We start from the raw sequence: 24,677 nt of genomic DNA, 5'->3' as shown, positions 1-24,677 counted from the left end.
GCACCATCAGCAAACATAGGAGAAAAAAACGCACTATTCGAACCAGTACACGGATCAGCACCCCAAATCGCAGGAAAAAACATAGCCAACCCCACCGCCATGATACTAACAACCACACTAATGCTAAAACACCTCAACAAAAAACAAGAAGCCCAAAAAATAGAAAAAGCACTCCAAAAAACCCTTGCAGAGGGTCTTGTGACACCAGACCTCGGTGGGAAGCTTGGGACCATGGAGATGGCTGCCGAGATAGCCAGACACCTGGAGGATTGATATTCATGCGTACAGAGGACGTCAGGAGAGACATACCCCTCCTCAGGGATCATGTCTACCTCGACGCTGCCAGCACAACCCCCACTCCACTCCCGGTTGTCAGGGCCATGACAGAATACTTTGAGGAATACAATGCCAACACCGGGAGGGGCGCCTACTCCCTGGTGCTAAGGGCCACCAGGAAACTCCAGGAGGCCAGAGAGAAGGTGGCTGGGTTCATAAACGCCTCCAGTGATGAGATAGTATTCACCAAGAACACTTCTGAGGCCATCAACATCGTGGCGGGGGGTCTCAGGTTCAGGAAGGGGGACTCAGTTGTTGTGCCAAACATCGAACACCACTCCAACTTCCTCCCCTGGCTGAGGCTCCGTGAAAGGGGAGTTGATGTGAGGGTGGTGAAGGCAGATGAAGGGGGAGTGGTGGACCCCGGCAGAATAGAGGACGCCGTTGATGAGACCACAAGGCTCGTCACCGTGACCCACATCTCCAATGCCCTCGGTACGGTGCAGGACGTGGAGGAGATAGGGAGGATAGCCCATGACGTGGGGGCCCTCTACCTGGTTGATGCCGCCCAGTCAATAGGTCACATGGAGGTTGATGTGAGGGCCATTGGGGCTGACTTCGCAGCATTCCCTGGACACAAGGGGACCCTGGGACCTGTTGGCACGGGATTCCTCTACTGCAGCACTGATGTCCAGGGAGAACTTGAACCCCTTATGCTGGGGGGAGGTACTGTGCTTGATGTCTCAGAGGACGGTTATGTGCTCGAGGACTTCCCGGCGAAGTTTGAGGCCGGCACCCTCAACATTGCAGGATTCATAGGCCTCGGTGCCTCAATAGACTACATGAACAGGATAGGAATCAGGAGGATCCAGAAACATGGCATGAAGATGACAGAGGAACTCCACGCTACCGTTTCATCCATCGATGGTATTGAATGCTATGGTGACCCCCAAAATATTTATGGTATCCTCTCCTTCAACATAAATAACATGGACCCCCACGACGTTGCAAAGATTCTTGACGAAACCGCCGGGATCTGTGTTAGAAGTGGTCACCACTGCGCTATACCTGCAATGAAGCACCTGGCGCTCCATGAAACCGGCGGCACCGTCAGGGCATCCATACACTACTACAACACATCAGAGGAAATCCAGCTCCTCGGAGAGACCCTCGAGGAAATAGCAGGGATGGGGTGATTTAATGAATAAGGCACAGGCAATAGCATTACTGATAGTGATAATAATGGTCCTGAGTACCATTGCAGGTGCACTTGTACTCTAAATGGAGGTATTGAATGAAGAAAGTCAGGATAGGGGCTGTTGTAGCTGAGTTTAACTATGACATAACCCATATGATGCTGGAACTTGCAAAGGAACATGCCAGATTCCTTGATGCAGAGATAACCAGGGTGATTGCTGTACCCGGCGTGTTTGACATGCCACTTGCAGTGAAGAAACTCCTTCTGGAAGATGAGATAGACGCCGTGATAACCCTGGGGGCGGTCATCGAGGGAGCCACCGACCATGACCAGATAGTCGTGCAGCACGCCTCACGTAAAATAGCCGACCTGGCCCTTGATTATGACAAGCCCGTGGCCCTTGGAATATCAGGACCCGGAATGACGAGGCTCGAGGCCCACCAGCGCGTTGACTACGCCAAGAGGGCTGTTGAGGCAGCTGTTAAAATGTACAGAAGACTTAAAGAGGATATCTAGTTTCCGGGGAGCTTCCATGGAGATACTCAGGCCATCTGACCTGAAGGAGAGGTTCCAGGACCCCTGGATCTCACCATACCGGAAGGTCCTCACAATGGTGGACAGGGACATGGTTGAGATCCTGGAGTACCACCCCTGCGTTTCAGGGTCAGAGTGGATGATATACCAGTACCAGAGATCCAGCAGACTCATAGAGAGGGCCCGGAGAGACGGTAACAGGCACAGTTACCTTGCACGTACAGGTAAAGCTCCCATAGAACTCCAGGCCAGCCTTAACGCCGCTGGAATAGAGGAGGTGGCGGTTGAGGGTGATGAGGTCCGTGTTGTGCATGCAGGCCTTGCAGGTGCAGGTGTCGGCGCCGCCATGTGCCGGGGCATGGCTGAGGGTGTTAAGAGGATAGAACTCTACGAGGTCGGTGGTGGTTCAAAGCCGGGCCGGGCCGCTGTTATAACCCCCCGCCTTGAGAAGGTTGTTATCGGGATAGATGACACAGACACGCCAGAGAGCGGGGCCACCTGGACCCTTGCAAACAACATAGGACTGGAGGCCAGAAACCAGGGTTTTGAGTACATCGACCATGTCACGGTACAGCTCTACCCCCACAACCCACACAAGACACAGAACTGTGTGTCGGTTGCCCTTGCATTTGCAGTCAGACCCGGTGAAGCAGATAAACTGGTGGCCCTGGTAAGGGACCTCCTGAGGGATAACACCCTCTCAGATAAGACAGCCATGGCAGTCCTGAGGGGTATAGTGGTGCCTGAAAAACTGAGGGAGTACTCTGCAAAATCCAAGAGGACCCTCATGGAAGTGGAGGAAGCCGAAGGGGTTGCCAGGGAACTTGGCGTGGAGCTAATCGAGGTCACCGGTTCTCAGGGCAAGATAGGGGCCCTTGCAGCCCTTGGACTCTACGATGATCCGGAGGAGGCCGCCAGGGTCTACTACTAGTACGGAATAAATCCAGCTACTTATGGGGCCCTTCAGAGACATCAAGATGGGCTCTTAAGAACTCAGACCACCAGATCAGAGCCATACATTCAGGAACCTGCCCTCAGAGGATTTAGCAAAGCGCATATCATCCATGGCCCCGCTCCGGACCTCAATTTTTATTACATGAGCTCCCCAGTAAATCCTGTGATCGGTGTCCTTGCCCCTGAATATTATCCTGCCCGCGGCAACACCATCCACGTAAACTGTGTAGGTCCCATTCTCCATTGCCCCTGTGGTGCGGGCAACCATCCTGTCATCCAGATAGACCCGGACCTCTGCCCCCGGCGAATCATCATCCTGGATTATGATGCCATTGTAGACCGTCAGATTTGAGTCTGAGATGTTTCTCAGTGCATAGACGTTGCTGAATACCTTGCGGAGGTTCCCGTCCTGGATAACATCGCCCACGTTGAGCCCCAGGGCGTTCCTTGCCCCGGATGGTATCCTCATTATGTTGGTTTCGCCTTCCCGTGTCCTGTTAAGTGTATAGGCCTCTCCGGCCAGGAATATGCGGTCGCCGTAATTGAGGTCAAGGGTGTTTATGGCCTCCTCAGGAATTCTTATTGAATTATTTTCATTTTCAAGGGCACTGTCAACTCTGTAGGGTCCCCTGACATCGAATGTCCTGTTTTCATTGCTCTTCTTCCATATTATAAGGTTTCCAGATGTTGGCTCAATGGATATTTTCCCGTCGTCCACCTCCACGGCTCCAAGGAGGGTTGATATCATTGCAATGAGTATGAGGGCAGATATGAGTATGGGGAAGTGCATGTAGATGAAGGACCTCACTGTCTGAAGCTTACCTGCTGAACGCCTGAAAACATAGATGGATCTCCTGATGAGCCTTAAAAAATAGTAGACCGCCATTATAAATCCTGTGAGGGATATTATGACACCCAGGACTGCTGGTATGGCCCTTATGAAAAATATGCTGAAGACCCCAAGGGTTGTGAGTGATAGACCAAGGATGCACATCCTTATTGATTTCCCCATGGAATCCATCATGGTTATTCTGCCGTACTCCAGGGCCCTGTCAACTATTGTCCTCACAACCTCGTTGGCGACGACATTGAGATCCTTCAGGCTCGCCATGTCATGGTGTATGCTCCCGATATCCACCTCCCTCACGGTGAGGCCCAGGACATCGGCGTCCAGTACTATGCCAACATCAACCCCGTAGTCCTCCTCAAATTTCATCTTCTCAAGGGCCGATCTTTTAGCTGCGAACTGTCCGCTCAGGGGCTGTTCAAATTTTATCTCAGGGAAGAAGAACTTAAGAAGGGGTTTGGCTGTTAACTCAGTAACCCTCCCGGCCTTTCTTCTGAATCTGGTCTTTGTGAGGTCGGCCCTCCCCGTTATTATGGGTTTTATCATCCTTTCAATCTTCTCTGTTGTCATGTTCTCAAGGTCAGCGTCGACAAAGACCACTATGTCGCCCCGGGAATGCTTGAAACCTGTTTTTAGGGCTGCCCCCTTTCCGCGGTTGCTTGTATGCCTTATAACAGTGGCACCTGCCTCCTCTGCAGCACCAGCAGTGTTATCTGTGGATCCATCATCCACAACGATAACCTCGTCCACCATATCTGATTTTCTGGCTGCTTCAATTACACGTCCAACTGTTTTTTCCTCGTTGAATGCAGGTATAACCACCGATACAGTGTGGCTTTTATCCTTCACTGCTCTGAAAGCGCATAGAAAGAACACAACCATGAGAATGAGCCATGACATCAGTACACCTTCTGATACTCTGTAACTCTCTATTGGTAGAATCCCCTTATATACTGTTATGAAGACCTGTAAATGGTCCCTGCGGGATGGTGCCATCTATTAAATATGACCTCAGATAGATTCTCTATATATAAAGTTAAAGGTGAATCTCCAGATGAAGCCCAGAGTGATGATACTCCTTGGAAGTGCATCTGATTTCAGGATAGCCGAAAAGGCAATGGAAATCTTTGAGGAACTCAGGATACCCTATGACCTGAGGGTTGCCTCAGCCCACAGGACACATGAAAAGGTAAAGGCAATAGTCTCAGAGGCCGTGAAGGCGGGTGTTGAGGTATTCATAGGAATAGCGGGGTTATCAGCCCATCTTCCGGGCATGATATCTGCAAACACCCACAGACCCGTCATAGGGGTCCCTGTTGACGTTAAACTTGGAGGACTCGACGCCCTCTTTGCATGTTCACAGATGCCCTTCCCTGCCCCCGTCGCCACTGTGGGGGTAGACAGGGGAGAAAACGCCGCAATACTCGCTGCCCAGATAATAGGGATAGGAGATCCAGGGGTAAGGGAAAGGGTTGCAGATCTAAGGAGAGGTTTCTATGAACGCGTGCGGAGAGATGAATGTCAGGTGCTCAACAGCATAGAGGGGTCCTACTATGCACCCCTGGAGGTTGAAATGCCTCCCATGGGTGATAAGGTCCCGTCAGATTCCCAGGATGACCCCATGGTATCTGTGATACCTGGCAGCTACTCTGACATGAAGATAGCCAAGAAGACCACCATGTTCCTCGAAAGGATGGGTATAAGCTATGATCTGAACGTCATATCACCCATAAGGTACCCTGAAAGATTTGAGAGGTACCTTGAGAAGATGGAGAACGTGAAGCTCTTCATAGCCATAAGCGGCCTCTCTGCACATGTTACGGGTGCTGTTGTTGCCCTCAGCGACAGACCGGTGATAGGGGTTCCCTGCCCCCTCAAGATGAACGGCTGGGACTCACTCCTCTCAATGATCAACATGCCTCCGGGTGTGCCCGTTGGAACGGTGGGGGTAGGTAACGGTGGTAACGCCGCAATACTGGCTGCTGAAATGCTTGGAATATACGATGAAAAGATAGAATCGAGGATAAAGAGGATAAAGAGCCGTTCCGTTAAGTTCTAAATATAAAAAATGGAGACCAGGATAAAGAGCCGTTCCATAACTTCTGATGGTGATTGAATGAGAAACTTTCTTGATAAAATCGGCGAGGAGGCCCTGGTGGTTGAGGATGAAGTATCAACCAGTTTCGAGGCTGCCAGCATACTCAGAGAGCATCCAAGGGACCTTGTTATACTCAAAAACCTGAAGGAATCAGATATACCCGTCATATCAGGACTCTGCAATACCCGGGAGAAGATAGCCCTCTCCCTGAACTGCAGGGTCCATGAGATAACCCACAGGATCGTTGAGGCCATGGAAAACCCCACCCCAATCAGTAGGGTGGGGGGACTGGATGGTTACAGATCAGGGAGGGCTGACCTCTCAGAGCTCCCCATCCTCAGGCACTACAGGAGGGACGGTGGCCCCTACATAACTGCAGGGGTCATATTCGCCAGGGACCCTGATACAGGGGTGAGGAACGCCTCAATTCACAGGATGATGGTCATCGGTGATGACAGGCTGGCTGTCCGCATAGTACCCAGGCACCTCTACACCTACCTCCAGAAGGCTGAGGAGAGGGGTGAGGACCTTGAAATAGCCATAGCCATAGGTATGGACCCTGCAACGCTCCTTGCCACCACCACCTCCATACCCATCGATGCAGATGAAATGGAGGTGGCGAACACCTTCCATGAAGGTGAACTGGAACTTGTCAGATGTGAGGGAGTCGACATCGAGGTCCCCCCTGCAGAGATAATCCTTGAGGGACGTATACTCTGTGGTGTGAGGGAGAGGGAGGGCCCCTTTGTTGATCTGACAGACACCTATGACGTTGTAAGGGATGAACCTGTTATCTCCCTTGAAAGGATGCATATCAGGAAGGATGCAATGTACCACGCCATTCTGCCGGCCGGCTTTGAGCACCGTCTCCTTCAGGGTCTCCCCCAGGAGCCAAGGATATACAGGGCCGTTAAGAATACAGTCCCCACTGTAAGGAACGTTGTTCTGACGGAGGGTGGGTGCTGCTGGCTCCACGCCGCTGTATCAATTAAAAAACAGACTGAAGGTGATGGTAAGAACGTTATAATGGCTGCCCTTGCAGCACACCCCTCCCTGAAGCATGTTGTGGTTGTGGATGAGGATATAGACGTCCTTGACCCTGAGGAAATTGAATATGCCATTGCAACCAGGGTTAAGGGTGATGATGACATCCTCATAGTTCCAGGGGCCAGGGGTTCATCCCTTGATCCTGCAGCACTGCCTGATGGCACCACCACCAAGGTTGGTGTCGATGCAACCGCGCCCCTTGCTTCAGCTGAAAAATTCCAGAGGGTCAGCAGGTCAGAGTAACCGGGCCCTCAACCCTTTTCCTTGCTGCTATAAATCCATGGCTAATTCAGCATATTCGCTTGAATCTTAATTCAGTCAGTAACAATATCAATTTTGGAGTTGCAGGATCTGCATCTGCCATCAGCGAGTCCAGAGGTATCTGTGATGTAGCCGTTCCTCCTTATAACCACTTCCCCGCAGGACGGACAGTAGGTATTCTCTGCATCGGTGCCTGGCAGGTTACCGACATAGACGTACTTCATTCCAGCCTCAAGTGCCAGCTCCCTCGCCCTCATAAGTCTGTCAGTTCCTGTGGGTGGCACGTCCTGCATCCTGTAATGTGGGAAGAACCGTGTGAAGTGCAGCGGGACCCTAACTCCGACCTCAGAGACCATGAAGTTTATGAGGGCCATTATATCATCATCTGAGTCATTGTATCCTGGTATGAGGAGGTTTGTTACCTCAATGTGGATACCCATATCATGCATCCTTATGATGTTCTCAAGCACTGGCCCGGGTTTTGCATCACAGAGTTCCCTGTAGAAGGTCTCTGACATTCCCTTGAGGTCAACGTTTGCAGCGTCCAGGAGGGGGCCCAGTATGTCAAGCGCCTCCCTGCTCATGTACCCATTAGTCACATAGACCGTCGAGAGACCCTCCTCCCTTGCAAGTTCCGCTGAGTCAAGGGTGTATTCAAGCCACATGGTGGGTTCATTGTAGGTCCAGGCTATGGACCTGCAGCTGGCGCTGAGGGCATTTTCAACTGCCTCCTCCGGTGAAATGTACCTTGTGGGGAATTCGTCTATCCTGGCCTGGGATATGCTCCAGTTCTGACAGTACCTGCACCTGAAGTTACAGCCCACACTTCCAAGTGAATATGCAAGGGTCCCTGGATGGAAGTGAAAGAGAGGTTTCTTCTCTATGGGGTCAACGGCTGCCGATGACACCTCCCCATAGGTGAGTGAGTATATCCTGCCGTCACTGTTCTCACGGGTGAGACAGTAGCCCCTCCCACTTTCAGGTATCAGGCACTTCCTGTTACATACCAGGCACCTGAGCCTGTCATCGACCCCTTCATAAAGTATGGCTTCCTTCCTCATGGCATACCCCCTAGCCGGGGCTGAGATGTTCATAGCCCCTCACATGAAGTTTATATGTAACTCCATCCTTATCAACCATTTCAATTCCACCTCCACCGGTGACCTCACCGATTACATGGAGCTCCATCATGTCAGAGAGTTCTTCCATCCCGGTGAGTGGTGCTGTGAATACCAGTTCAAAGTCCTCTCCATAGTATAGGGCGAGTTCCAGTGGGTCCCTGCCGAGAATGGATGCAATTTCAGGGACCTCCCTGCCCAGGGGCAGCCTCTCCTCATATATCCTCATACCTGTCCCGCTTGCATCCATGAGCTCCCCGAGCTCACTTACAAGGCCATCGGTTATGTCAGTGGCCGAGGATACCAGACCTGATTCTGCAAGGATGAGTCCCTCCTCTATGCGGGCCACCGGTCTGAGGGATCTCTCAACCGCATTTTCAAAGCCCCCTCTATCTCTACCCGAAAGGATGAGTTCTGTCCCTGCTGCACCAACTCCCAGGGGTCCCGTGACAGCCACGAGGTCCCCTGGCCTGGCCCCGGACTTCAGGAGGACCCTGTCCTTTCCAGCCCGCCCTATGGCTGTTCCTGAGAGTATTATCTCATCGGCCTCGTTTGTGTCCCCTCCGATGAGTGGAGCCTGGTAGTGGCAGCATGCCTCTATCACGCCATCCATGAGGGAGTCAAAGAATTCCAGTTCAAGGTCGGGTAGGGCCACCGAAAGAATGAATCCTTCAGGTCTAGAGCCCATTGCAGCAAGGTCGCTCATGTTAACAGTGACGGTCTTCCAGCCCATGTCCCGTGGCCTTCCAGGGTCAGGGAAGTGTCTTGTCTCAAGGAGGAGGTCAGAGGTTAGTACCAGGAACTCTTCCCCTGCATCAATGAGGGCTGCGTCGTCCCCGAGGCCCATGACCTCTGATGATCCGAAAACTGATCTTGCTCTGGATATTATCCTGGATATGAGCTTTTTTTCTCCAAGGGAGGATATTCTATCATGCATTTTATCAAAAATAGTTGGATGGGAACAGTTAAATTGCTGATTTAACCCTGTCCCTGATTATCTCGGCTATCCTTGGATCAGCGCCGAGGGGTTCCGTATAGACTATCTCACCATCGAATTCAAATTCTTCATGCTCATGTTCGTGTTCATGGTGATGGTGACCTTCGGCACCGTTGTCAAGGCCGAGTATGTGGGGTATGTCATGTTTGGTGTGCACTCCATGGGCCAGGAAAACCGGTGTGACGATGATCTTCTCAACACCCATGGCTGCAAGTTCATTTATTGCCTCGGGTATTGATGGTCTTGACATGTTCATGAAGCCCACTGCAACGGGGTGGTCGGCCTCCTGGCGGTAGATGTCAGCTATGCCGTTTATAACCTCCTCACCGTAGGGGAGGCGGCTGCCGTGCCCCACCAGCAGAACGCCTATCTTAGGTTTTTGGTTTGAATTTGAATCCATAGGATATCACTCCATCCTCGCCCTCTTCTCTAACCTTCCTGAATACCATCTCGACCTCATCACCTATTTCTATTGAATCAGGGTCGCAGTCAACTATCTGGCTTGTTACCCTTGCACCCTCCTCCAGTTCAACTATGGCCACCACGTAGGGGGCTATGTCCTTGAACTCGTCGGTGGGGGTGTTTATGACGGAGTAACTGTGTATCCTTCCCTTCCCGCTGAACTTCAATTCCTCGAGTTTGCCCTTGCGTCTGCATTCCGGGCATATTATCCTGCTGGGGAAGAAAACATTCCCGCACTGAAGACATTTTGATCCTGTAAGATTGTAGCGCTGGGGTATATGGCGCCATGTCCTGACGGTTTCTGTCATCATGTAACCTCCATACAGTAATCACTTTTCATTATCTATCTTGGTTCATTATAATTAAATCATACGGTCATCTGATATTTAAATCACTGCCTCCCTGAGGGGATAATAAAGACCCCTCTTGCTCGCAGCTACTTTTTAATGTGTTATGGGCGTCCTTTAGTCCTAAAATGGGCCCATATTCATTCTCTCCAGCACAAAGAATTAATAATACTTTATTAATATTTAGGTAATATTTTTATATCTGTAATACTTAATTTTCATTTGGTGATATTATGGATGATTGTGGATACGTCATGGCAGGTGCATCCCTACTGCTGATGATACCCGTAATCATAACCACGGCCATGATTCTGAGTCTCGGTGAAGCACACAGTGACATGAACACGGAGAGAAAACTTTCAGCCTGTGTAGAGGGTGCTGCATGGGACATCAGGGACAACGTCCCCATCATAACACTGGATGTGCTCAATGAAACCGCAGGGGAGGCCATCAATGGGGCCCTTCCCTCAGATGATGTCAGGAATCTGGTGAGGGAGAGGGTGCAGGAGCGTATTGACCGTCTATGCAGAAGCCACAGGAACGTCAATGCAAGCTGCAGGGTGAATTCGGTTGAAGGAACAGAGGACCCCTTTCAGGTTGAGGTCAACTCAACACTTGAAATACGGGCAGGGAACATTGAACACACTGAGAACCTTTCTGTGAGGGTCACGGTTGATGGACTCCCGGATCCGCTGCCCTTCAGGGTCCTCGGGAGGCTTGAACACAGTAACACCACAATGGAATATGGTGATGCCCTTGCAGAGTATCTTAACTCCAGTGGCGTGGATGGTGGAGCCTACATCAATGCAACGGGGCCCCTCATCATAAGAAGATGCCCCTACGAACCCTACACCTCCCATGGACCTGAGGGGGTCCATGCCTGCATCCTCAATGGATACTACCATGAAAGCAGGGATGGTGCCTGTTACCTCTGCAGACTGGAGGGAAAAACATCCTGCCCCCACATGGGGCTTGAAACATTCATAATCCCGTCGAAGGAATTAGGAGAGGCCCCGGTATCCATTGACCACGTCCTCTTTAATGAAAAATACACTGGCGAAGCACTGAACATCTCAGGATTCATCATTTACCTGGACGCAGGTCACATGACAAAGTACGGGGTGAGAAGACAATGATAACCCCTGCCAGCCCTCTGCCCTCGCCAGAGTACGGATGGGGAAACCATGATACTGTCAACTGACTTTCTGCTTTCACTGATCATAGTGGCCCTTATCCTGGGAACATCTGCAGAACTTGTGGACATGCAGGAGAGTCGCCTCAGCGAGGAGTTCAGGGAGGGTCATGTGAATCAGAAAGCCGCTGCTGCAGCTGATATCCTGGTAAGCACTCCAGGGGATCCGCCCAACTGGGAAAAAATTCCCGCGAGTGCCTGTAAATCCCCTGGACTTGCAGTGCCCGGTGAGAGGGGAATGATATCCTATGAAAAGTTCAGGAAACTCCAGAGCAGGCCAGAACTCCTTGGCAGGGCCTTCCAGGGTATGAGGGTGCAGCTTGTCCTGAGACCCATCAACTCCAGCATCAGGCCCCTGGTCGCAGGTGAAAACATCAGCGGGGATGAGATCTCAGTGATGAAAATACCCGTTAACTGCAACTTCCTCTCAGGCCATGTAATAAAACTCCAGAAGGCTGTCTGTCCCTGCGGACACCCGGAGAACTGGACCTGCATGAATTTTAGATTTAACAGTTCACTGGACTACTATCTGATCTCTGACAGCCCGGACGGCTCATGGATGCTGGATACCGAGAACAGCCACATTGATGAGGTGGATCTCATATATGGGAGTGTTAAACTCAATCTGACTGGTGAAGGCGTGGCATGGCTGCATGTACATGGAGGTGGGTGGGTGTCCGTTGTGGCCCTTCCCCACGGCAGCAGGGATTATCTCATGTCACCAGCCCACTTCCGGGTCCAGCCATGCGTCCTTGAGGTCATAACAGCCCCCTTCTGATCAGAGACCCATGATTGTTATAATGGCTATGACCAGACACGTGTTTGCCACCGGATCCGTCATGCTCGTTGAGAGGGGGATCACGATGTTATCCGGGTCAAGTCTGAGTCTGTATGATGCCGAGCTGAGATAGAAGCCCACAAGAAGGAGGAATGGTGTGAGCATGTAGCCTGCCATGGAACTTATGAGAACCATCCTGAAGGGGCCCAAGGACCCTATGCCAAGGAAATCACTTACAAGGTGGGCCAGAAGCCCTATGGTAGGGTATATGAGGAGGGACAGTACAGCTATTATCCCAAAGTTCCTCAGGGCCTCCCCGTGGGGTCTCAGGGATGCTGGAATTATACCTGAGTGAAGCCCTGAGGAGAGCCTTGCACCAAGTATACTCACCAGGTCCCCGCTTTCACCTGAAAATAGGGGTACAAGTGCCAGTATTGCCGGGTTGTCCAGTATAAATGACAGTTTACTGTTCAGAACTGTACCTGCAGTTGTTCCGAGGGCCGAACATATGAGGAGGACAGGTACACTCTGCCTGATAATCTTTCTGAGATCGTATCTCCCCCTGAAGCCTGCTATGAGTCCGGCTGCACCTATCAAAAGGAATATGGCAAAGAGTATCCATTCAAAAAATCCGTTCCTGACCATCTCAAGGACTGCGAGGGTTGCAAATATTGATGGCAGGGTGAAAAGATCTCCTGAAGCTGCAATCAGGGGTGTGGTGACATTATCCGGGTCCCATCCATTTTCATAGCTCTTAAGGGATATGAGGACCGTTGCAGGGAGCAGAAAAGCCCCTGATATTATACCCCCTATGACCGAGATGACCGTGAAGTCCATTATCCCCATGCTCTCAAAGCCAAAGAGCTGGCAGAAGATCCATGCCATGAAGCCCAGAAAGAGCGACATGACCACCGTCAGTATTATGGTCCCCTCAATGTTATCTGCAAGGACATCTGATCTTCGCAGTTCAGGTGAGAGCACACCGATATGGAGGCCAGATCCAAGGCGTGAGCCCAGGGCTCCGAAGATGTTACCCCTCATACCTATGGCCCCGGGTATGAGAACAAGGAGACCCGGGTATGATTCAAGCATGGGGGACATCTTACCCAGGAATATGCCGGCTATGAGGTCCCCGATTGCACAGATGAAAAGGGCCGCGAAGCTTTCCCCGAGAATCCTCCTGGAATCCCTGAAAAAGCTACCAAACTTTCTTGATAGGTTAAATGCCCTTACCCATCCCCTTGAGGCTGCTATGGAGATGTTCACGGTGAATGTTAGCAGGGACTGAAGCAGGATCCGAGTCATCCTCAGCAATCTTTCTCTTCTCTTCATGAATATCACCTGCTAACATTTCCATCATCCCGTCACTATTCTATACTGCAGCCAATATCCTCAAGGGTCATCTCATTCTTTGCCAGTGCAAACAGTAGCTCTGCTCCCGCCTCGTTTCCCTTGGCAATGAGTGTATCCTTCTCTGCCAGCACCGTGTTCCTGTCGGGTCCATAGATCCAGGACTCACCTCTCCTGATGGCTATAACCCTCATACCAGTCCTGGTTGCAAGGAGAAGATCCCCCAGGGATTTCCCTGCGAGCTCGGATCCCTCTTCAATGGTGACCCTGACGATGATCTCGTCGGACTCCTCCATGACCATCTTGAAGACCGGATGGGGCTTTATTCCCTTGAGCACCAGGTCGGCGATATCCTTGGCCGAGTTTGCAATGCTCTCAGCAGCTTCACCCACCTCAAGAAGGGCTGTAAGCTCCTCAGCGTCCTCAACAGACCTTGCTGCAAGAAGAGACTCCTTCTTTATCTCATAGTTGAGTCTGTTAACCTTGTTCTCAAGTTTTATGACTTCTTCAGCTGCATCCCTGCTGTTGAATAGCAGTGCCGAGTATGCAAGATCCACCATGAGCTCCGAAAGGTTCTTCATCTCAATGAGGATATCCTTAACACTCTTAGACAACTTTCATCCTCCTGGGCTGGTGGGTTGATATTGGATAAATTAAAATAAATATGTTGCTGTGAGGGACGCGGGTGCTCATGAAGATCATCCAAAATCAGGTGCCATTGAGATCTTCAGGATACTCCTTTACAAATAACCTTGAGATGCCTGAACTGCATTACTTAAAGTGATCATCCCCTCATCAGGCACTCTCTACGGAGTTTCAGGAGCTCCCTCTTTTTGTCCGTGAGATCATCTGGCCCTGAAATTATATCCCCCAGGCTCCTCTTCACGCATTCAACTGCGCTGTCTGTGTGTATCCATGTGCAGTCCTGGCAGCTCCACACACCGCGGTCCCTTATCCATCGCCCGCCTGTGGATCCCTCCGCACATGGGTAGAAGGGGCAGTAGCAGAATGCACAGTTCTGGCCTTCAAAGTGACAGGGATAGAACTCACAGTTTTCATCTGGACCCGAGGCTTTTCCCAGTGGATTTTCCTCGTAGAACTCCCTTGCAAGTTCATGGAGGGGTGTCTCCACCGCGTAGCCCCTTGGTGTTATCATCTGACCATCCCTTGTGTAGGTGGTTACGTTGCCCACCAGCACTATTGTTGACATGTCCACCAGGGACTCGTCAAGGGATTCAAGGTCCACTATCCTCACATCAGGGGCCCCATCCACGGTCCTTACTATGCCAACCGGTGTCTGAGGGGGCAGCAGAGACCTCAGTATTTCAACAGCCTCCCTGAAGGGCCTCTTCCTCCTCTTTCCCAGTGGATTGTAAAGGGCTATTATCATCCCGGACTCTGCGGCGGCCCTGACCTTTGCCATTATTTCAGATAGTGGTGTCAGGATGTCACTCAGACTTATAACCGCGAAGTCGTGAAGGGGTGCTCCCAGCTTTGATGCGGCGTAGTTAACCGCTGTGACACCGGGTATGACCTCAAATTCGATGCCTGAATATTTATCGAATATCTGGAAGAACACGTTGGCCATGCCGTAAACACCAGGGTCCCCTGAACTCACAAGTGCGACGTCAAGGCCCTCACGGTGTTTTTCAATTGCAAGTTCCACCCTCTCAATCTCATCCCCCATACCACTCCTTATGACCTCCTTTCCATCAAGGAGGTCCTCTATCTGGCGGATATACCTCGCATACCCTATAACGACGTCAGAATCCTCCAGGGCCCTCAGGGCCCTTATGGTTATATCATCCCTTCCTGGTCCAATTCCTATTATCCTGATCATTAAGCCACCAACCGCCTAAGACTTGATTAAATCCCTCGCAGAAGGACACTGATCATGAAGCTGTCGCAAATGACAGACTCAGTAGATCCTTGTCACAGATAAAATCCTCAGGGTCTTCACATCGACCCAGACCCCCGAGGACCTTGTCTGTGCCCTTGCAGCTGCAATTACACTGAACTGTTCAGTTGGTCTTATTACTATCTGGCCCTCCCCTGTCTGGTTTTCACGGTAACCTGTCGCCGTTATATTGATATCAATCATCTCAAGGGAGGTATCCTGGGTGGTTGTTGCGTTGAGGGATTTTATGTTTATACCATCCAGTCCCGTCCTGGCTTTAAGGGCATCTGCAACGTCTGCATTGTTTATTATTCTAACCTCCTCGGGGCCTCCGGTAATCGTGGATGTTATGTTTTTACCGGAATCAAGGAAAGATGAGACCGTGTCTATCTGCATGTCCAGGAGTTTTTCTATATCCGGGGGCTTTGACGTTACAAGGGTGTATGAGCTTATAAGTCCCACCTCAAAGAAGGCCAGGAACATGATGAGGAAGAGGAAGAGTCTGATTATCCTTGGCAATGCATCACCTTTTTCTCTGTGATTAAACCCAAAGGGTAAATTAATATTTTGATAAAGAATATATGAACTCAATAAAATATTTTACTGCACACACATTTTAAAACTTTCTGAATTAGATGTTAACAACCACTTTACAGGGCAGTGAAGGATTAAAATGAACGAGATAATCGGAAAATTTGCAAGGGAAGGGATCCTCATAGAGGATAATGCCTACTTCCGGCTCAGGGAAATGGATGATCCTGCAAGCGTGTCCTCAGAACTCATAGTTAAGATAAAGAGCAATGGTGGTAAATTCACTGTTTTAACCTCTGAAATGCTTGATGAATTCTTTGAAATAGATAACCCCGCGGAGATAAAGGCCAGGGGTCCTCTCATGGTTCCGGCAGAGAGGGACTTCGATTTTGAGGTTATAAGTGATACAAGTAACCGGTCCTACACCAGTGGTGAGATAGGGGACATGATCGCATACTTCAACAGCCGCTACAGTCGCCTGAAGAACCTTCTCAGTAAGCGCCCTGAACTGAAGGACCACATGCCAATTGCTGACCTCCGGGGGGGAGAGGACGTCGTCAGCATCATCGGGATGGTCAATGATGTGAGGAACACCAAGAACAATCACAGGATTATTGAACTTGAGGATGATACCGGCGAAATCAGTGTTGTTGTGCACAACGAAAACCATAAGCTCTTTGAGAAGTCCGAGAAAATCGTGAGGGATGAGGTTGTGGGTGTCCATGGAACCAAGAAGGGAAGGTTCGTGGTTGCCTCCGAGATATTCCACCCGGGGGTCCCCAGGATACAGGAGAAGGAGATGGACTTCTCAGTTGCCTTCATATCAGATGTTCATATAGGAAGCCAGACCTTCCTTGAGGACGCCTTCATGAAATTTGTGAAATGGATAAACGGGGACTTCGGTTCAGAGGAGCAGCGAAGCCTTGCAGCGGATGTTAAGTACCTGGTGGTTGCCGGTGACATCGTTGATGGCATCGGAATCTACCCTGGACAGGAAAAGGAACTCCTTATAAGGGACATCCATGAACAGTATGAGGAGGCCGCAAGGCTCTTCGGTGATATAAGGAGCGACATAAAGATCGTTATGATCCCGGGAAACCACGACTCCTCGAGGATAGCGGAGCCCCAGCCAGCAATACCCGAGGAATACGCAAAGTCCCTCTACAGTATCAGGAACATAGAATTTCTCAGCAACCCATCCCTTGTGAGCCTTGACGGTGTGAGGACCCTCATATACCATGGCCGTAGCTTTGATGACATGGCCATGAGTGTCAACGGGCTCTCACATGAAAGGTCAGACCTCATAATGGAGGAACTCCTTGAGAAGAGGCACCTTGCACCGATATATGGTGAGAGAACACCGCTGGCATCTGAGATAGAGGACCACCTGGTCATCGATGAGGTCCCACACGTACTCCACACCGGCCATGTTCACATAAATGCCTACAAAAAATACAAGGGAGTGCACCTCATAAATTCAGGGACCTTCCAGTCCCAGACAGAGTTCCAGAAGATCTACAACATCGTCCCAACCTGCGGCCAGGTCCCGGTGCTTAACAGGGGTGTGATGAAACTCCTTGAATTCAGCTGAATGTTATCTACACCTGAACCCTGCAACTGTATGTTGATGTAATACAAGGTGATACACTTGAACCCGATAAGAGAAGTCGTTGATGTTTCACTTCATATTTACAGGACCGGCCTTGTATCCGGCATAGGTGGAAATGTGAGTGCAAGAATGGGTGATAGGGTCTTCATAACCCCGACCATGGTCCCCCTGGGGGAGGTTTCACTCAGGAATGTTGTTGTGGTGGACCTCAATGGAGGGGTCATCAGGGGAGGGAGGCCATCATCCGAACTGGGACTCCACCTTGAGGTATACAGGGCACGGCCAGATGTGGGTGGAATAGTGCACACCCATTCGCCCCATGCGAGGGCCTTCTCCATTGCAGGAGTCCAGATTGAGAAGATGGAGGGATTCATGGGTCTCGGGAGGGGTTACATACCCATGGTCCCGTACCACCCGCCAGGTAGCAGAGAACTTGCAGCTGAATGTGGCAGGGTAATGGTTGATGAGGATGCTGCTATCCTGGAGAACCATGGAGTTGTATGTGCAGGTGAAAGTTTAAGGGACGCCCTTCTACTGGCGGAATTCATTGAGGAGTCTGCAAGGACCCAGTTCATAGCCGAGACCCTGAAATCCATGAAAAAATAATCAGCGCTTAAGTGCACAGCCAGAACCCTCAAAAAATCCAGGGAAAAAGATATCATCACTTAAAAATAGTAAAACTATTTTTAACCTCTGGAAAACCCTGAAAAATTCAGAAACAGTTTTTTATTCCCTTATGGATTCAAGTTCGCTGAGTATCTCCCAGACCAGCGTCCTCGCATGTATGGGTATGTTGGGGTCGTTGCTTATCTCATCCAGTATGGATATAACTGTACTGGCCCTGACGGTGCTGTCCTCATCAGGGTTATTCAGAATTTCGTTTGATTCCTCTGCAGCTCTTCTAATGTTCCTGGGGACGCTGTTGTCTTCCATAATGTGCCTTAAAATTTCAGAAACGCGATTGAATGTTTCGTTACTCATATTGAGTCCTCCCTGCTGAATTCTTGAAGAATACAGAATAATGTTTATATTCAATCTGGTTTATATCATCTGGGTTAAAAAGCTTTTGGTGTCCCTGAAACTGCAAGTGCAGCTGTAACTCCAGAGGACTTTGTTTTTCTTATTACAAGTTTTGAATCCTTACCTGCACTGCTGAGGGCCGCTGCTTCACATACACTTCCCACACCAAACTTTTCATAGACGAAATCAGAAAAGGAACAGGTATTCTGGGATCTGAGTTCCTGGGGCCCTATGAATTCAAGGGGGACTCCTAGGAGCCTGGCAGCCTCCCTGATACCATCCTCATCCCTTTTCATGTAGCCTGTTGCAATGGCATCAAGCCGTTCGGGGGGTATTTTCAGCAGTTTCAGGGTCTCCCTGATGAGACCGATTACTCTATCTGATCCAACCCCCCTCCTTGTCCCTATCCCCATTGAAAGCTTGAGGGGTGCAAGCCTCATGACCCTTGAGTTGCAGTGGGCCCTCACAACCTCGTCCCCCTCCGGGACATAGGTGTAGGTTCTGCGCATATCATCATCAATCAGGGCCTCAAGGTCCCTGGAGGAGTGAAGTTCAACCCGGTGCCCCTGGATAATTGAGGAGTTGAAGTGCCTGATAAGGTGGGGATCAAGGATCCTGTAGAAGTACCTCGCTGCAAAGATATCAATACCAACAAGACCATTGACGTCTGTGGATGTTGTTATAACGGGATTAGCACCTATCAGACCTGCAAGTTTAATTGCAAAGTCATTGGCACCCCCCGCATGACCGGAAAGTAGACTTATAACATTTGACCCCTTTTCATCAACAACCAGGACCCCCGGATCTGATAATTTGTTATTGATCAGTGGTGCTATCTTCCTCACCATTATACCTGCAGCCATTATACCCACTATAATGTCGCTTTCAGCGAAAACTTTCCCCAGATCCATGTTCCGGTGTATGACTTCGACTGAAATAATGGTCGGGTCCCGGAGGAGTTTCTCCCTCATCTCCCCTGCGAGTCTTCTGGCCCTCTCTGTTAGTGTGAGTATTGTAACTATCATGGTATCACCAGCATTACCCCTGCTGCAGCTGCCGTGAACAGTATCAGGGTCAGTGAACTCAGCTTCACGGCCTCAAGAAGTTTTTCATTGTCCAGTCCATCACATGGATCCCCGAGGACGTACACGCCCGGCTTTTCCAGCTGAACAGAAAGGGCCCCTGCCGCTGCAGCCATGGTGAAACCTGAATTGGGGCTTGGAGTACGCCGGGCATCCCTCAAGAGAATCCTGAAGGATCCCCTCCAGTTCATGCCGAGTAGGAGGGCTGCAGGGACCATCAGGACACCGGTGATTCTTGATGGGATGTAGTTGAGTATATCATCCAGCCTTGCAGGGAACCACCCTATGTCCCTGTTCTCGCTGTCAAGGTAGCCCACCATAGCATCAAGTGTATTGACCACCCGGTAGAGGAAGGCCCCTGGAAGGCCCAGGAGGATGAAATAGAAGATGGGGGCTGTCACTGAATCCGTGATGTTTTCTGTGAGTGTCTCAATCGCCGCTGAGGTTATCTGTTCATCTGAGAGGGAAGTGGTGTCCCTGCTGACGAGCATTGAAAGTTTCTTCCTGGCATCTTCAATGTCCTCCTTGAGGGATCCTCCAACCTCCAGGGCAGAGGTTACAAGCATCCTTATGGATATCACCGCTGAAAGTAAGATGGAGGATATAATGAGATTCAGGGGGTCTTGAAGATGGTTGATAAGGAACAGGGGGAGTGTGAAGGGCGCTGCAACTGCAATGGTGAGTATTATGCCGGATATACGGCTGTTTCCAAGGATGTTCCGCATCCATTCCACTGCTGACCCCATCCAGACCACTGGATGAAGCCGGTGTGGTGGTTCCCCAATGAGTAGGTCAAGGATTACAGCAAGCAGGAGGACTGAAACTTCATTCATGTACTCCTCTTTTAACTGTGCTCTGTTATATATCTGAGACATGTAATAATTTTTATCTATATATTCATGAAGGGAGATAGTTATAGCCGTGATAACATGTCCCAAGAAATGATCAAGAAATGGCTTGATGAAGAGGGGTTCCTCCGCATGGAGGTTCCTGACGAAAACGCCAGATTTCACTATGTTGTGAACTACCCTGAGGATCACGTTATCGATATAATCCAGCCCGCCGGAAAGGATGACATGATTCTCATAGCCTGCGCAACCAGTGTCAGTCCAGAGCACCAGGCAGGGATCCGGGCACTCAGCATGGAGAAGAGGACTGAGTTCATATGGAAGGTCAGATTCACGCTTAACCGGTTTGGGGTTGATTTCCAGCTCGACCATCCAGAAAACGTCCTTAACAGTTACCTCGTGACAGATGAAATATTCTTCGACGGCCTTTCAAAGGACAGATTGATTTCAAATATAAAAAATGTCTTCAGGGCAAAACTTCAGGTCATGTGGATGATACAGGAACGTTTCGGTGAAGAAAGACCAGAACATGATAGCATGTATGTCTAGGGGAGGTCCGGTTCAACTGTAAGGACTCCCTGTAACCATTTTTCATATGTGGGGGATGGTTTTCAACTGTAAAATCATTTGGGTTTCCTGTTTCTCTGGGTGTGGGTCAATGGTTTCAAGTGTAAAGTTTTTTTCTCTCGTTTAGTTGCCCGGGTGAGAGAGGTCAATTTCAACTGTAACCAGCGAAACTTTATTTGGGATTAAGAGAGAGAGGTCAATTTCAACTGTAACTTTATTATTAAAAATTTGTTTAAAATGGTGACATCAGATTCAACTGTAAAGGATCTTTTCCTTATTTAGCCTGGTTTACAGAGCGAAAAAACAAAAACCCCAAATACACTTGAAATGGATGTCTCAAAAAATCGAGATCAATTAATACTAACTTACACTTGAAATGAATGTCTCCCTTACAGGTCATCAGAACCATGGCCAGATTACACTTGAAATGAATGTCTCACACATCTCCCACTGAATCAGAGAAAGGGCCGAGGAAGAGCAGGATTTTTACACTTGAAATTCATCTCTCATGAGTTCCCATCGAGGATGCAGATGGTTACACTTGAAATGGATGTCCCACATACGTTATTATCAATCAACCTGATTTTAATAAAAACTTTTATCTAATAGTTGGAATAAGAAAATTTACACTTGAAATCTACCATACTCCCACATCAGGGGATGGTAGTACGGGGCGCTGCCAGCTGAAAAGGTCATCCTGAATTTCGTGTATCCAGATTTTAGGGCCTTTATTGATAATTTGATGCAGCAGTTTTCTCTAAAAATTCGTTGAAGTGGTATCATGAACATTTTTGATGAGATAGGGGACAAAGAATCTGTTTTTAAGGATAAGAAATATCTTGATCACAGGTTCCTTCCTGACAGATTACCTCACAGGGAGGAGCAGATACGATCAATAGCCAAGTACTGGGTCGAGGCCCTCAATGGAGTGACACCTCCAGACATCACAATCTATGGTAAAACAGGTACAGGGAAAACTGCCGTTGCAAAATTTGCCATGAAACAGCTGAAGGAGGCATCAAAGGACTGTGACGTGAATATAAGGACGGAATACATCCGTTGCACAGATTACACAACAGAGTACCAGGTCATAGCAAGATTATGCCAGCAGCTCGGTCGTGATGTCCCCTACCGTGGCTGGACAAAGGCTGAAATCGTGAACACCTTCAGGAACATGTTCAAGAAAAACGCCTTTGGTCAGGACATGATACTCATGGTCGTACTTGATGAAATAGACATACTCCTCAGAAATGATGGAGATGGACTCCTGTACACCCTCACAAGGACAGATAATGTCTCCATCTTATCCATAAGTAACTACGTGGAATTCAAGAAATTCATAAAACCCCGGGTCAGGAGCAGCCTCAGGGACAGGGAGATAGTTTTCCCACCCTATGGGGCCCAGCAGCTTGTTGATATCCTTGAGGAGAGGTCAAAGATGTCCTTCAAGGAGGGGGCCCTTGATGATGATGTCATACCCCTATGCGCAGCTCTGGCAGCCAAGGAGGAGGGTGATGCAAGGTACGCCCTGGACCTTCTCAGGACAGCAGGTGAAATTGCCGATGAAAGGGACTCAGATAAGGTACTGGGGGACTTTGTGAGGGAGGCCAAGGACTACATAGAACACAACAAAATCACAGACATAATACTGACACTACCAAGCCAGCAGCAGAGGGTGCTTGAGGCCATACTCTACCTCACAAAGAGGAAGGAGGAAATAACCTCCGGGAGGCTTTATGAGGTCTACAAGGAAATAGCAAAGGGGGACTCTGTTTCCTACAGGAGGATATTTGACTTCATAAACGAGCTTGAAATGCTCGGCCTGATATCCACAAATACTGTTTCACGGGGAAGGGGAAAGGGACGTACAAATATCATAGACCTGCAGTGCGACACATCCCTCCTTGAGGACTCACTCTGGGGTGTTTAAAGCTTTTTTCTAGAGCCATCCCGCTCAAACTATCTTCTGGTTTTCAGATCCTCCCCTCTCACTTATCAGCAGCCTCAGGAGGGCCATCCTGACCGGCACACCATAGAACGCCTGCCTGAAGTACATGGCCTGTGGGAGGGAATCCACCTCTGGGGATATCTCATCTATCCTTGGGAGTGGATGCATCACAATCAGGTCCCTATCAGCCACAGTGGATCCATCTATGTGGTAGGCTCCTCTTATCCTTGAATACTCCTCAGGGTCAGGGAAACGTTCCTTCTGTATCCTTGTAACGTAGAGGACATCCACCTCATCTATGACATCATCAAGCCTTTCTGTCTCTTTAACTTCAACCCCAGCCCCCCTCAGATCATGTATGATGTTATCAGGCATTCTGAGGACGGGTGGTGATACGAAGCTCATACTGGCACCGAAAACAGCCAGGGCATAGGCCAGTGAGTGGACAGTCCTCCCGTACTTGAGGTCACCAACCAGTGCAACCCTCAGGGAACCTATCCTCCCGAAGAACCTCTTCATGGTGTAGAGGTCCAGGAGGGTCTGGGTTGGATGCTGCCCGGCACCATCCCCTGCATTTATCACTGGAACATCCACAACATCTGATATGTAACGTGCTACACCCTCCAGGTTGTGCCTTATAACTATGGCGTCAGAGTAGGCTGAAAGCATCATGGCGGTGTCAGCCAGGCTCTCACCCTTAACGGCAGATGTCGCCCCTGTATCTGCAAATCCAACAACGTCCCCTCCCAGACGCTTCATGGCAGTTTCAAAGGATAGACGTGTCCTTGTGGACGGCTCATAGAACATCATGCCAAGTATCTTTCCTCTGAGGGCGCTGGAGGATTTTTCTCCCGATGCAAATGGCTCCATCTTCTCGGCTTCCCTGAGGATGAACTCGATATCCTCCCTCTTAAAATCCTTTATTGAGATAACGTTTTCAAACATCAGTACCCCTTCCAGATTTTCATGTATAACCCTATTCCTTAAATCTTTCTCATGAAGGTGAGATACCCTGTATGGCCGACCATCCTTGTTCTGGGCCTTGTACCCTGCTTTCTGACCTCTATTTCACGTTCAATGGTTTCGAAGGTCCTTATATCTGCAAATCCAACCTTCGACCCTATCCTGTGTATCAGCTTCACCTGTTCAATGTAGGGGTTGTAGAAGACTGCCCACCCACCCCTGAGGAGGGAATCATGGACATCCTCCATCAGCTCCCAGGGCCTGGGCAGATCAAGGAAAACCAGGTCGAGGTCCTCCTCCTCTATACCCTCCTTTATATCCCTGTTCTTGACCTCCACGTTTTTGAATCCAAAGGCTGCAATGTTCTTCTCTGCTATCTCAGCAAAGTCCTCACGTATTTCATAGGTTGTGACGTGCCCTGATTCTCCCACCAGATTGGCAAGGTACATTGCAACTGTACCCGCACCGGTACCCGCATCAACAACCCTTGAACCTTCAACTATCCCTGTATATGCACATATCATTCCTATGTCCTTGGGAAGGAGTATTGAACACCTCCTCTCCATGAGTTCAAGGTAATCTGAGAGTCCGGGTTTAAGGACGTAAATCTCCCTGCCAAGGTGGGTTTTGAGGACATCCCCGGGCCCGGAATCCTCCAGGTTTTCTGCTTTTATGACCCCCATGTCACTCTGAAAGTCCTCTCCTTCTTCCAGGAGATATTTTTTACCTCTCTCATCCATAAGTATGCGCAAG

The 24,677-nt window shown here is 49.7% G+C and carries 26 protein-coding genes; 12 read left to right on the top strand and 14 right to left on the bottom strand.

Features of this window, described 5'->3' with window-relative positions:
• The 4 genes from C7452_RS07525 to mmp11 all read left to right on the top strand — a co-directional run.
• Positions 1 to 273, top strand: a 273-nt coding sequence (locus C7452_RS07525) for an isocitrate/isopropylmalate family dehydrogenase (protein WP_245942893.1), incomplete at its 5' end; no start/stop codon positions are given.
• A gap of 5 nt (positions 274 to 278) precedes the next feature.
• Positions 279 to 1,472 (top strand): cysteine desulfurase, encoded by a 1,194-nt coding sequence (locus C7452_RS07520; protein WP_170130328.1) that lies wholly within the window; start codon positions 279 to 281, stop codon positions 1,470 to 1,472.
• A gap of 98 nt (positions 1,473 to 1,570) precedes the next feature.
• Positions 1,571 to 1,990: a 6,7-dimethyl-8-ribityllumazine synthase gene (ribH, locus tag C7452_RS07515; RefSeq protein WP_010877002.1), complete on the top strand. Its 420-nt coding sequence runs from the start codon at positions 1,571 to 1,573 to the stop codon at positions 1,988 to 1,990.
• A 16-nt stretch (positions 1,991 to 2,006) separates the two neighbouring features.
• Positions 2,007 to 2,939: a methanogenesis marker protein 11 gene (gene mmp11 / locus C7452_RS07510; RefSeq protein WP_115892727.1), complete on the top strand. Its 933-nt coding sequence runs from the start codon at positions 2,007 to 2,009 to the stop codon at positions 2,937 to 2,939.
• Positions 2,940 to 3,014: 75 nt separating this feature from the next.
• Here the strand turns inward: mmp11 and C7452_RS07505 are convergent, their stop codons facing one another.
• On the bottom strand, positions 3,015 to 4,709 hold the full coding sequence (locus C7452_RS07505; protein WP_115892726.1) for a glycosyltransferase: 1,695 nt from the start codon (positions 4,707 to 4,709) through the stop codon (positions 3,015 to 3,017).
• A gap of 154 nt (positions 4,710 to 4,863) precedes the next feature.
• Here C7452_RS07505 and purE point away from each other — a divergent pair, with 154 nt between their 5' ends.
• Both purE and C7452_RS07495 read left to right on the top strand, forming a co-directional pair.
• Positions 4,864 to 5,868 (top strand): 5-(carboxyamino)imidazole ribonucleotide mutase, encoded by a 1,005-nt coding sequence (gene purE / locus C7452_RS07500; protein ID WP_048175943.1) that lies wholly within the window; start codon positions 4,864 to 4,866, stop codon positions 5,866 to 5,868.
• A 57-nt stretch (positions 5,869 to 5,925) separates the two neighbouring features.
• Positions 5,926 to 7,197, top strand: coding sequence for a UbiD family decarboxylase (locus C7452_RS07495; RefSeq protein ID WP_115892725.1), 1,272 nt, complete (start codon positions 5,926 to 5,928; stop codon positions 7,195 to 7,197).
• A 71-nt stretch (positions 7,198 to 7,268) separates the two neighbouring features.
• Here C7452_RS07495 and amrS read toward each other — a convergent pair whose 3' ends face one another.
• Genes amrS through C7452_RS07475 form a run of 4 tightly spaced genes read right to left on the bottom strand, consistent with a single transcriptional unit; the run spans position 7,269 to position 10,100 of the window.
• Positions 7,269 to 8,276: an AmmeMemoRadiSam system radical SAM enzyme gene (gene amrS, locus C7452_RS07490; RefSeq protein WP_115892724.1), complete on the bottom strand. Its 1,008-nt coding sequence runs from the start codon at positions 8,274 to 8,276 to the stop codon at positions 7,269 to 7,271.
• Between the two features lie 10 nt (positions 8,277 to 8,286).
• Positions 8,287 to 9,270, bottom strand: a complete 984-nt coding sequence (gene thiL / locus C7452_RS07485) for a thiamine-phosphate kinase (protein ID WP_115892723.1) — start codon at positions 9,268 to 9,270, stop codon at positions 8,287 to 8,289.
• Positions 9,271 to 9,298: 28 nt separating this feature from the next.
• A complete protein-coding gene (gene cfbA, locus C7452_RS07480; protein WP_048061042.1) occupies positions 9,299 to 9,730 on the bottom strand; it encodes a sirohydrochlorin nickelochelatase in 432 nt (143 codons plus the stop codon).
• A complete protein-coding gene (locus C7452_RS07475; protein WP_048061298.1) occupies positions 9,702 to 10,100 on the bottom strand; it encodes a Zn-ribbon domain-containing OB-fold protein in 399 nt (132 codons plus the stop codon). The genes cfbA and C7452_RS07475 overlap by 29 nt, the downstream gene beginning before the upstream one ends.
• Positions 10,101 to 10,372: 272 nt before the next feature.
• Here C7452_RS07475 and C7452_RS07470 point away from each other — a divergent pair, with 272 nt between their 5' ends.
• Together C7452_RS07470 and C7452_RS07465 are read left to right on the top strand one after the other, a co-directional pair.
• Positions 10,373 to 11,275 (top strand): hypothetical protein, encoded by a 903-nt coding sequence (locus tag C7452_RS07470; protein WP_115892722.1) that lies wholly within the window; start codon positions 10,373 to 10,375, stop codon positions 11,273 to 11,275.
• 48 nt (positions 11,276 to 11,323) lie between these two features.
• Positions 11,324 to 12,109 (top strand): hypothetical protein, encoded by a 786-nt coding sequence (locus C7452_RS07465; RefSeq protein WP_115892721.1) that lies wholly within the window; start codon positions 11,324 to 11,326, stop codon positions 12,107 to 12,109.
• On the opposite strand, the gene C7452_RS07460 is transcribed toward C7452_RS07465, so the two are convergent.
• From C7452_RS07460 to C7452_RS07445, 4 genes are all read right to left on the bottom strand, one after another.
• Entirely contained in the window at positions 12,110 to 13,441 is a 1,332-nt protein-coding gene (locus tag C7452_RS07460; protein WP_115892720.1) for a magnesium transporter, read from the bottom strand.
• A 35-nt stretch (positions 13,442 to 13,476) separates the two neighbouring features.
• Positions 13,477 to 14,040: a potassium channel family protein gene (locus tag C7452_RS07455; protein WP_173402648.1), complete on the bottom strand. Its 564-nt coding sequence runs from the start codon at positions 14,038 to 14,040 to the stop codon at positions 13,477 to 13,479.
• Positions 14,041 to 14,243: 203 nt separating this feature from the next.
• Positions 14,244 to 15,299: a precorrin-3B C(17)-methyltransferase gene (gene cobJ, locus C7452_RS07450; protein ID WP_115892719.1), complete on the bottom strand. Its 1,056-nt coding sequence runs from the start codon at positions 15,297 to 15,299 to the stop codon at positions 14,244 to 14,246.
• Positions 15,300 to 15,377: 78 nt separating this feature from the next.
• Entirely contained in the window at positions 15,378 to 15,875 is a 498-nt protein-coding gene (locus C7452_RS07445) for a hypothetical protein (protein WP_245942892.1), read from the bottom strand.
• 154 nt (positions 15,876 to 16,029) lie between these two features.
• Here C7452_RS07445 and C7452_RS07440 point away from each other — a divergent pair, with 154 nt between their 5' ends.
• Both C7452_RS07440 and C7452_RS07435 read left to right on the top strand, forming a co-directional pair.
• Positions 16,030 to 17,478, top strand: coding sequence for a DNA-directed DNA polymerase II small subunit (locus tag C7452_RS07440; protein WP_115892717.1), 1,449 nt, complete (start codon positions 16,030 to 16,032; stop codon positions 17,476 to 17,478).
• A gap of 48 nt (positions 17,479 to 17,526) precedes the next feature.
• Positions 17,527 to 18,102 carry a class II aldolase/adducin family protein gene (locus C7452_RS07435; protein ID WP_115892716.1) on the top strand — a complete coding sequence of 192 codons (576 nt, stop codon included), beginning with the start codon at positions 17,527 to 17,529 and terminating at the stop codon, positions 18,100 to 18,102.
• Between the two features lie 120 nt (positions 18,103 to 18,222).
• Here the strand turns inward: C7452_RS07435 and C7452_RS07430 are convergent, their stop codons facing one another.
• The 3 genes from C7452_RS07430 to cbiB form a co-directional block, all read right to left on the bottom strand.
• The gene (locus C7452_RS07430; RefSeq protein WP_048061044.1) at positions 18,223 to 18,477 is read right to left on the bottom strand and encodes a UPF0147 family protein; all 255 of its coding nucleotides are present in this window, start codon (positions 18,475 to 18,477) and stop codon (positions 18,223 to 18,225) included.
• A 74-nt stretch (positions 18,478 to 18,551) separates the two neighbouring features.
• Positions 18,552 to 19,541 carry a cobalt-precorrin 5A hydrolase gene (locus C7452_RS07425; RefSeq protein ID WP_115892715.1) on the bottom strand — a complete coding sequence of 330 codons (990 nt, stop codon included), beginning with the start codon at positions 19,539 to 19,541 and terminating at the stop codon, positions 18,552 to 18,554.
• Positions 19,538 to 20,431, bottom strand: coding sequence for an adenosylcobinamide-phosphate synthase CbiB (cbiB, locus tag C7452_RS07420; protein WP_115892714.1), 894 nt, complete (start codon positions 20,429 to 20,431; stop codon positions 19,538 to 19,540). The genes C7452_RS07425 and cbiB overlap by 4 nt, the downstream gene beginning before the upstream one ends.
• Before the next feature lie 108 nt (positions 20,432 to 20,539).
• On the opposite strand from cbiB, the gene C7452_RS07415 reads away from it, so the two are divergent.
• Both C7452_RS07415 and cdc6-1 read left to right on the top strand, forming a co-directional pair.
• Positions 20,540 to 20,995 (top strand): DUF2299 domain-containing protein, encoded by a 456-nt coding sequence (locus C7452_RS07415; protein ID WP_245942891.1) that lies wholly within the window; start codon positions 20,540 to 20,542, stop codon positions 20,993 to 20,995.
• Positions 20,996 to 21,794: 799 nt separating this feature from the next.
• Positions 21,795 to 22,943 carry an ORC1-type DNA replication protein Cdc6-1 gene (gene cdc6-1 / locus C7452_RS07410; RefSeq protein ID WP_115892712.1) on the top strand — a complete coding sequence of 383 codons (1,149 nt, stop codon included), beginning with the start codon at positions 21,795 to 21,797 and terminating at the stop codon, positions 22,941 to 22,943.
• A gap of 24 nt (positions 22,944 to 22,967) precedes the next feature.
• On the opposite strand, the gene pyrB is transcribed toward cdc6-1, so the two are convergent.
• Both pyrB and C7452_RS07400 read right to left on the bottom strand, forming a co-directional pair.
• Positions 22,968 to 23,906 carry an aspartate carbamoyltransferase gene (gene pyrB / locus C7452_RS07405; protein ID WP_115892711.1) on the bottom strand — a complete coding sequence of 313 codons (939 nt, stop codon included), beginning with the start codon at positions 23,904 to 23,906 and terminating at the stop codon, positions 22,968 to 22,970.
• A gap of 38 nt (positions 23,907 to 23,944) precedes the next feature.
• A complete protein-coding gene (locus tag C7452_RS07400) occupies positions 23,945 to 24,676 on the bottom strand; it encodes a tRNA (adenine-N1)-methyltransferase (protein WP_115892710.1) in 732 nt (243 codons plus the stop codon).
• Position 24,677: the final 1 nt, after the last annotated feature.

Source organism: Methanothermobacter defluvii (assembly GCF_003385755.1).
Classification (GTDB): domain Archaea; phylum Methanobacteriota; class Methanobacteria; order Methanobacteriales; family Methanothermobacteraceae; genus Methanothermobacter; species Methanothermobacter thermautotrophicus.
This window is presented reverse-complemented; position numbering and strand designations above follow the sequence as displayed.

Coding starts and splice junctions, on each gene's coding strand:
- C7452_RS07465 (WP_115892721.1), top strand. CDS start 11,324: ATGATACTGTCAACTGACTTTCTGCTTTCACTGATCATAGTGGCCCTT.
- ribH (WP_010877002.1), top strand. CDS start 1,571: ATGAAGAAAGTCAGGATAGGGGCTGTTGTAGCTGAGTTTAACTATGAC.
- C7452_RS07520 (WP_170130328.1), top strand. CDS start 279: ATGCGTACAGAGGACGTCAGGAGAGACATACCCCTCCTCAGGGATCAT.
- cbiB (WP_115892714.1), bottom strand. CDS start 20,431: ATGAATGAAGTTTCAGTCCTCCTGCTTGCTGTAATCCTTGACCTACTC.
- C7452_RS07460 (WP_115892720.1), bottom strand. CDS start 13,441: ATGAAGAGAAGAGAAAGATTGCTGAGGATGACTCGGATCCTGCTTCAG.
- C7452_RS07415 (WP_245942891.1), top strand. CDS start 20,540: ATGATCAAGAAATGGCTTGATGAAGAGGGGTTCCTCCGCATGGAGGTT.
- C7452_RS07475 (WP_048061298.1), bottom strand. CDS start 10,100: ATGACAGAAACCGTCAGGACATGGCGCCATATACCCCAGCGCTACAAT.
- cdc6-1 (WP_115892712.1), top strand. CDS start 21,795: ATGAACATTTTTGATGAGATAGGGGACAAAGAATCTGTTTTTAAGGAT.
- C7452_RS07425 (WP_115892715.1), bottom strand. CDS start 19,541: ATGATAGTTACAATACTCACACTAACAGAGAGGGCCAGAAGACTCGCA.
- mmp11 (WP_115892727.1), top strand. CDS start 2,007: ATGGAGATACTCAGGCCATCTGACCTGAAGGAGAGGTTCCAGGACCCC.
- cobJ (WP_115892719.1), bottom strand. CDS start 15,299: ATGATCAGGATAATAGGAATTGGACCAGGAAGGGATGATATAACCATA.
- C7452_RS07430 (WP_048061044.1), bottom strand. CDS start 18,477: ATGAGTAACGAAACATTCAATCGCGTTTCTGAAATTTTAAGGCACATT.
- C7452_RS07505 (WP_115892726.1), bottom strand. CDS start 4,709: ATGTCATGGCTCATTCTCATGGTTGTGTTCTTTCTATGCGCTTTCAGA.
- C7452_RS07440 (WP_115892717.1), top strand. CDS start 16,030: ATGAACGAGATAATCGGAAAATTTGCAAGGGAAGGGATCCTCATAGAG.
- amrS (WP_115892724.1), bottom strand. CDS start 8,276: ATGAGGAAGGAAGCCATACTTTATGAAGGGGTCGATGACAGGCTCAGG.
- C7452_RS07470 (WP_115892722.1), top strand. CDS start 10,373: ATGGATGATTGTGGATACGTCATGGCAGGTGCATCCCTACTGCTGATG.
- cfbA (WP_048061042.1), bottom strand. CDS start 9,730: ATGGATTCAAATTCAAACCAAAAACCTAAGATAGGCGTTCTGCTGGTG.
- pyrB (WP_115892711.1), bottom strand. CDS start 23,906: ATGTTTGAAAACGTTATCTCAATAAAGGATTTTAAGAGGGAGGATATC.
- C7452_RS07495 (WP_115892725.1), top strand. CDS start 5,926: ATGAGAAACTTTCTTGATAAAATCGGCGAGGAGGCCCTGGTGGTTGAG.
- C7452_RS07455 (WP_173402648.1), bottom strand. CDS start 14,040: ATGAAGAACCTTTCGGAGCTCATGGTGGATCTTGCATACTCGGCACTG.
- purE (WP_048175943.1), top strand. CDS start 4,864: ATGAAGCCCAGAGTGATGATACTCCTTGGAAGTGCATCTGATTTCAGG.
- thiL (WP_115892723.1), bottom strand. CDS start 9,270: ATGCATGATAGAATATCCTCCCTTGGAGAAAAAAAGCTCATATCCAGG.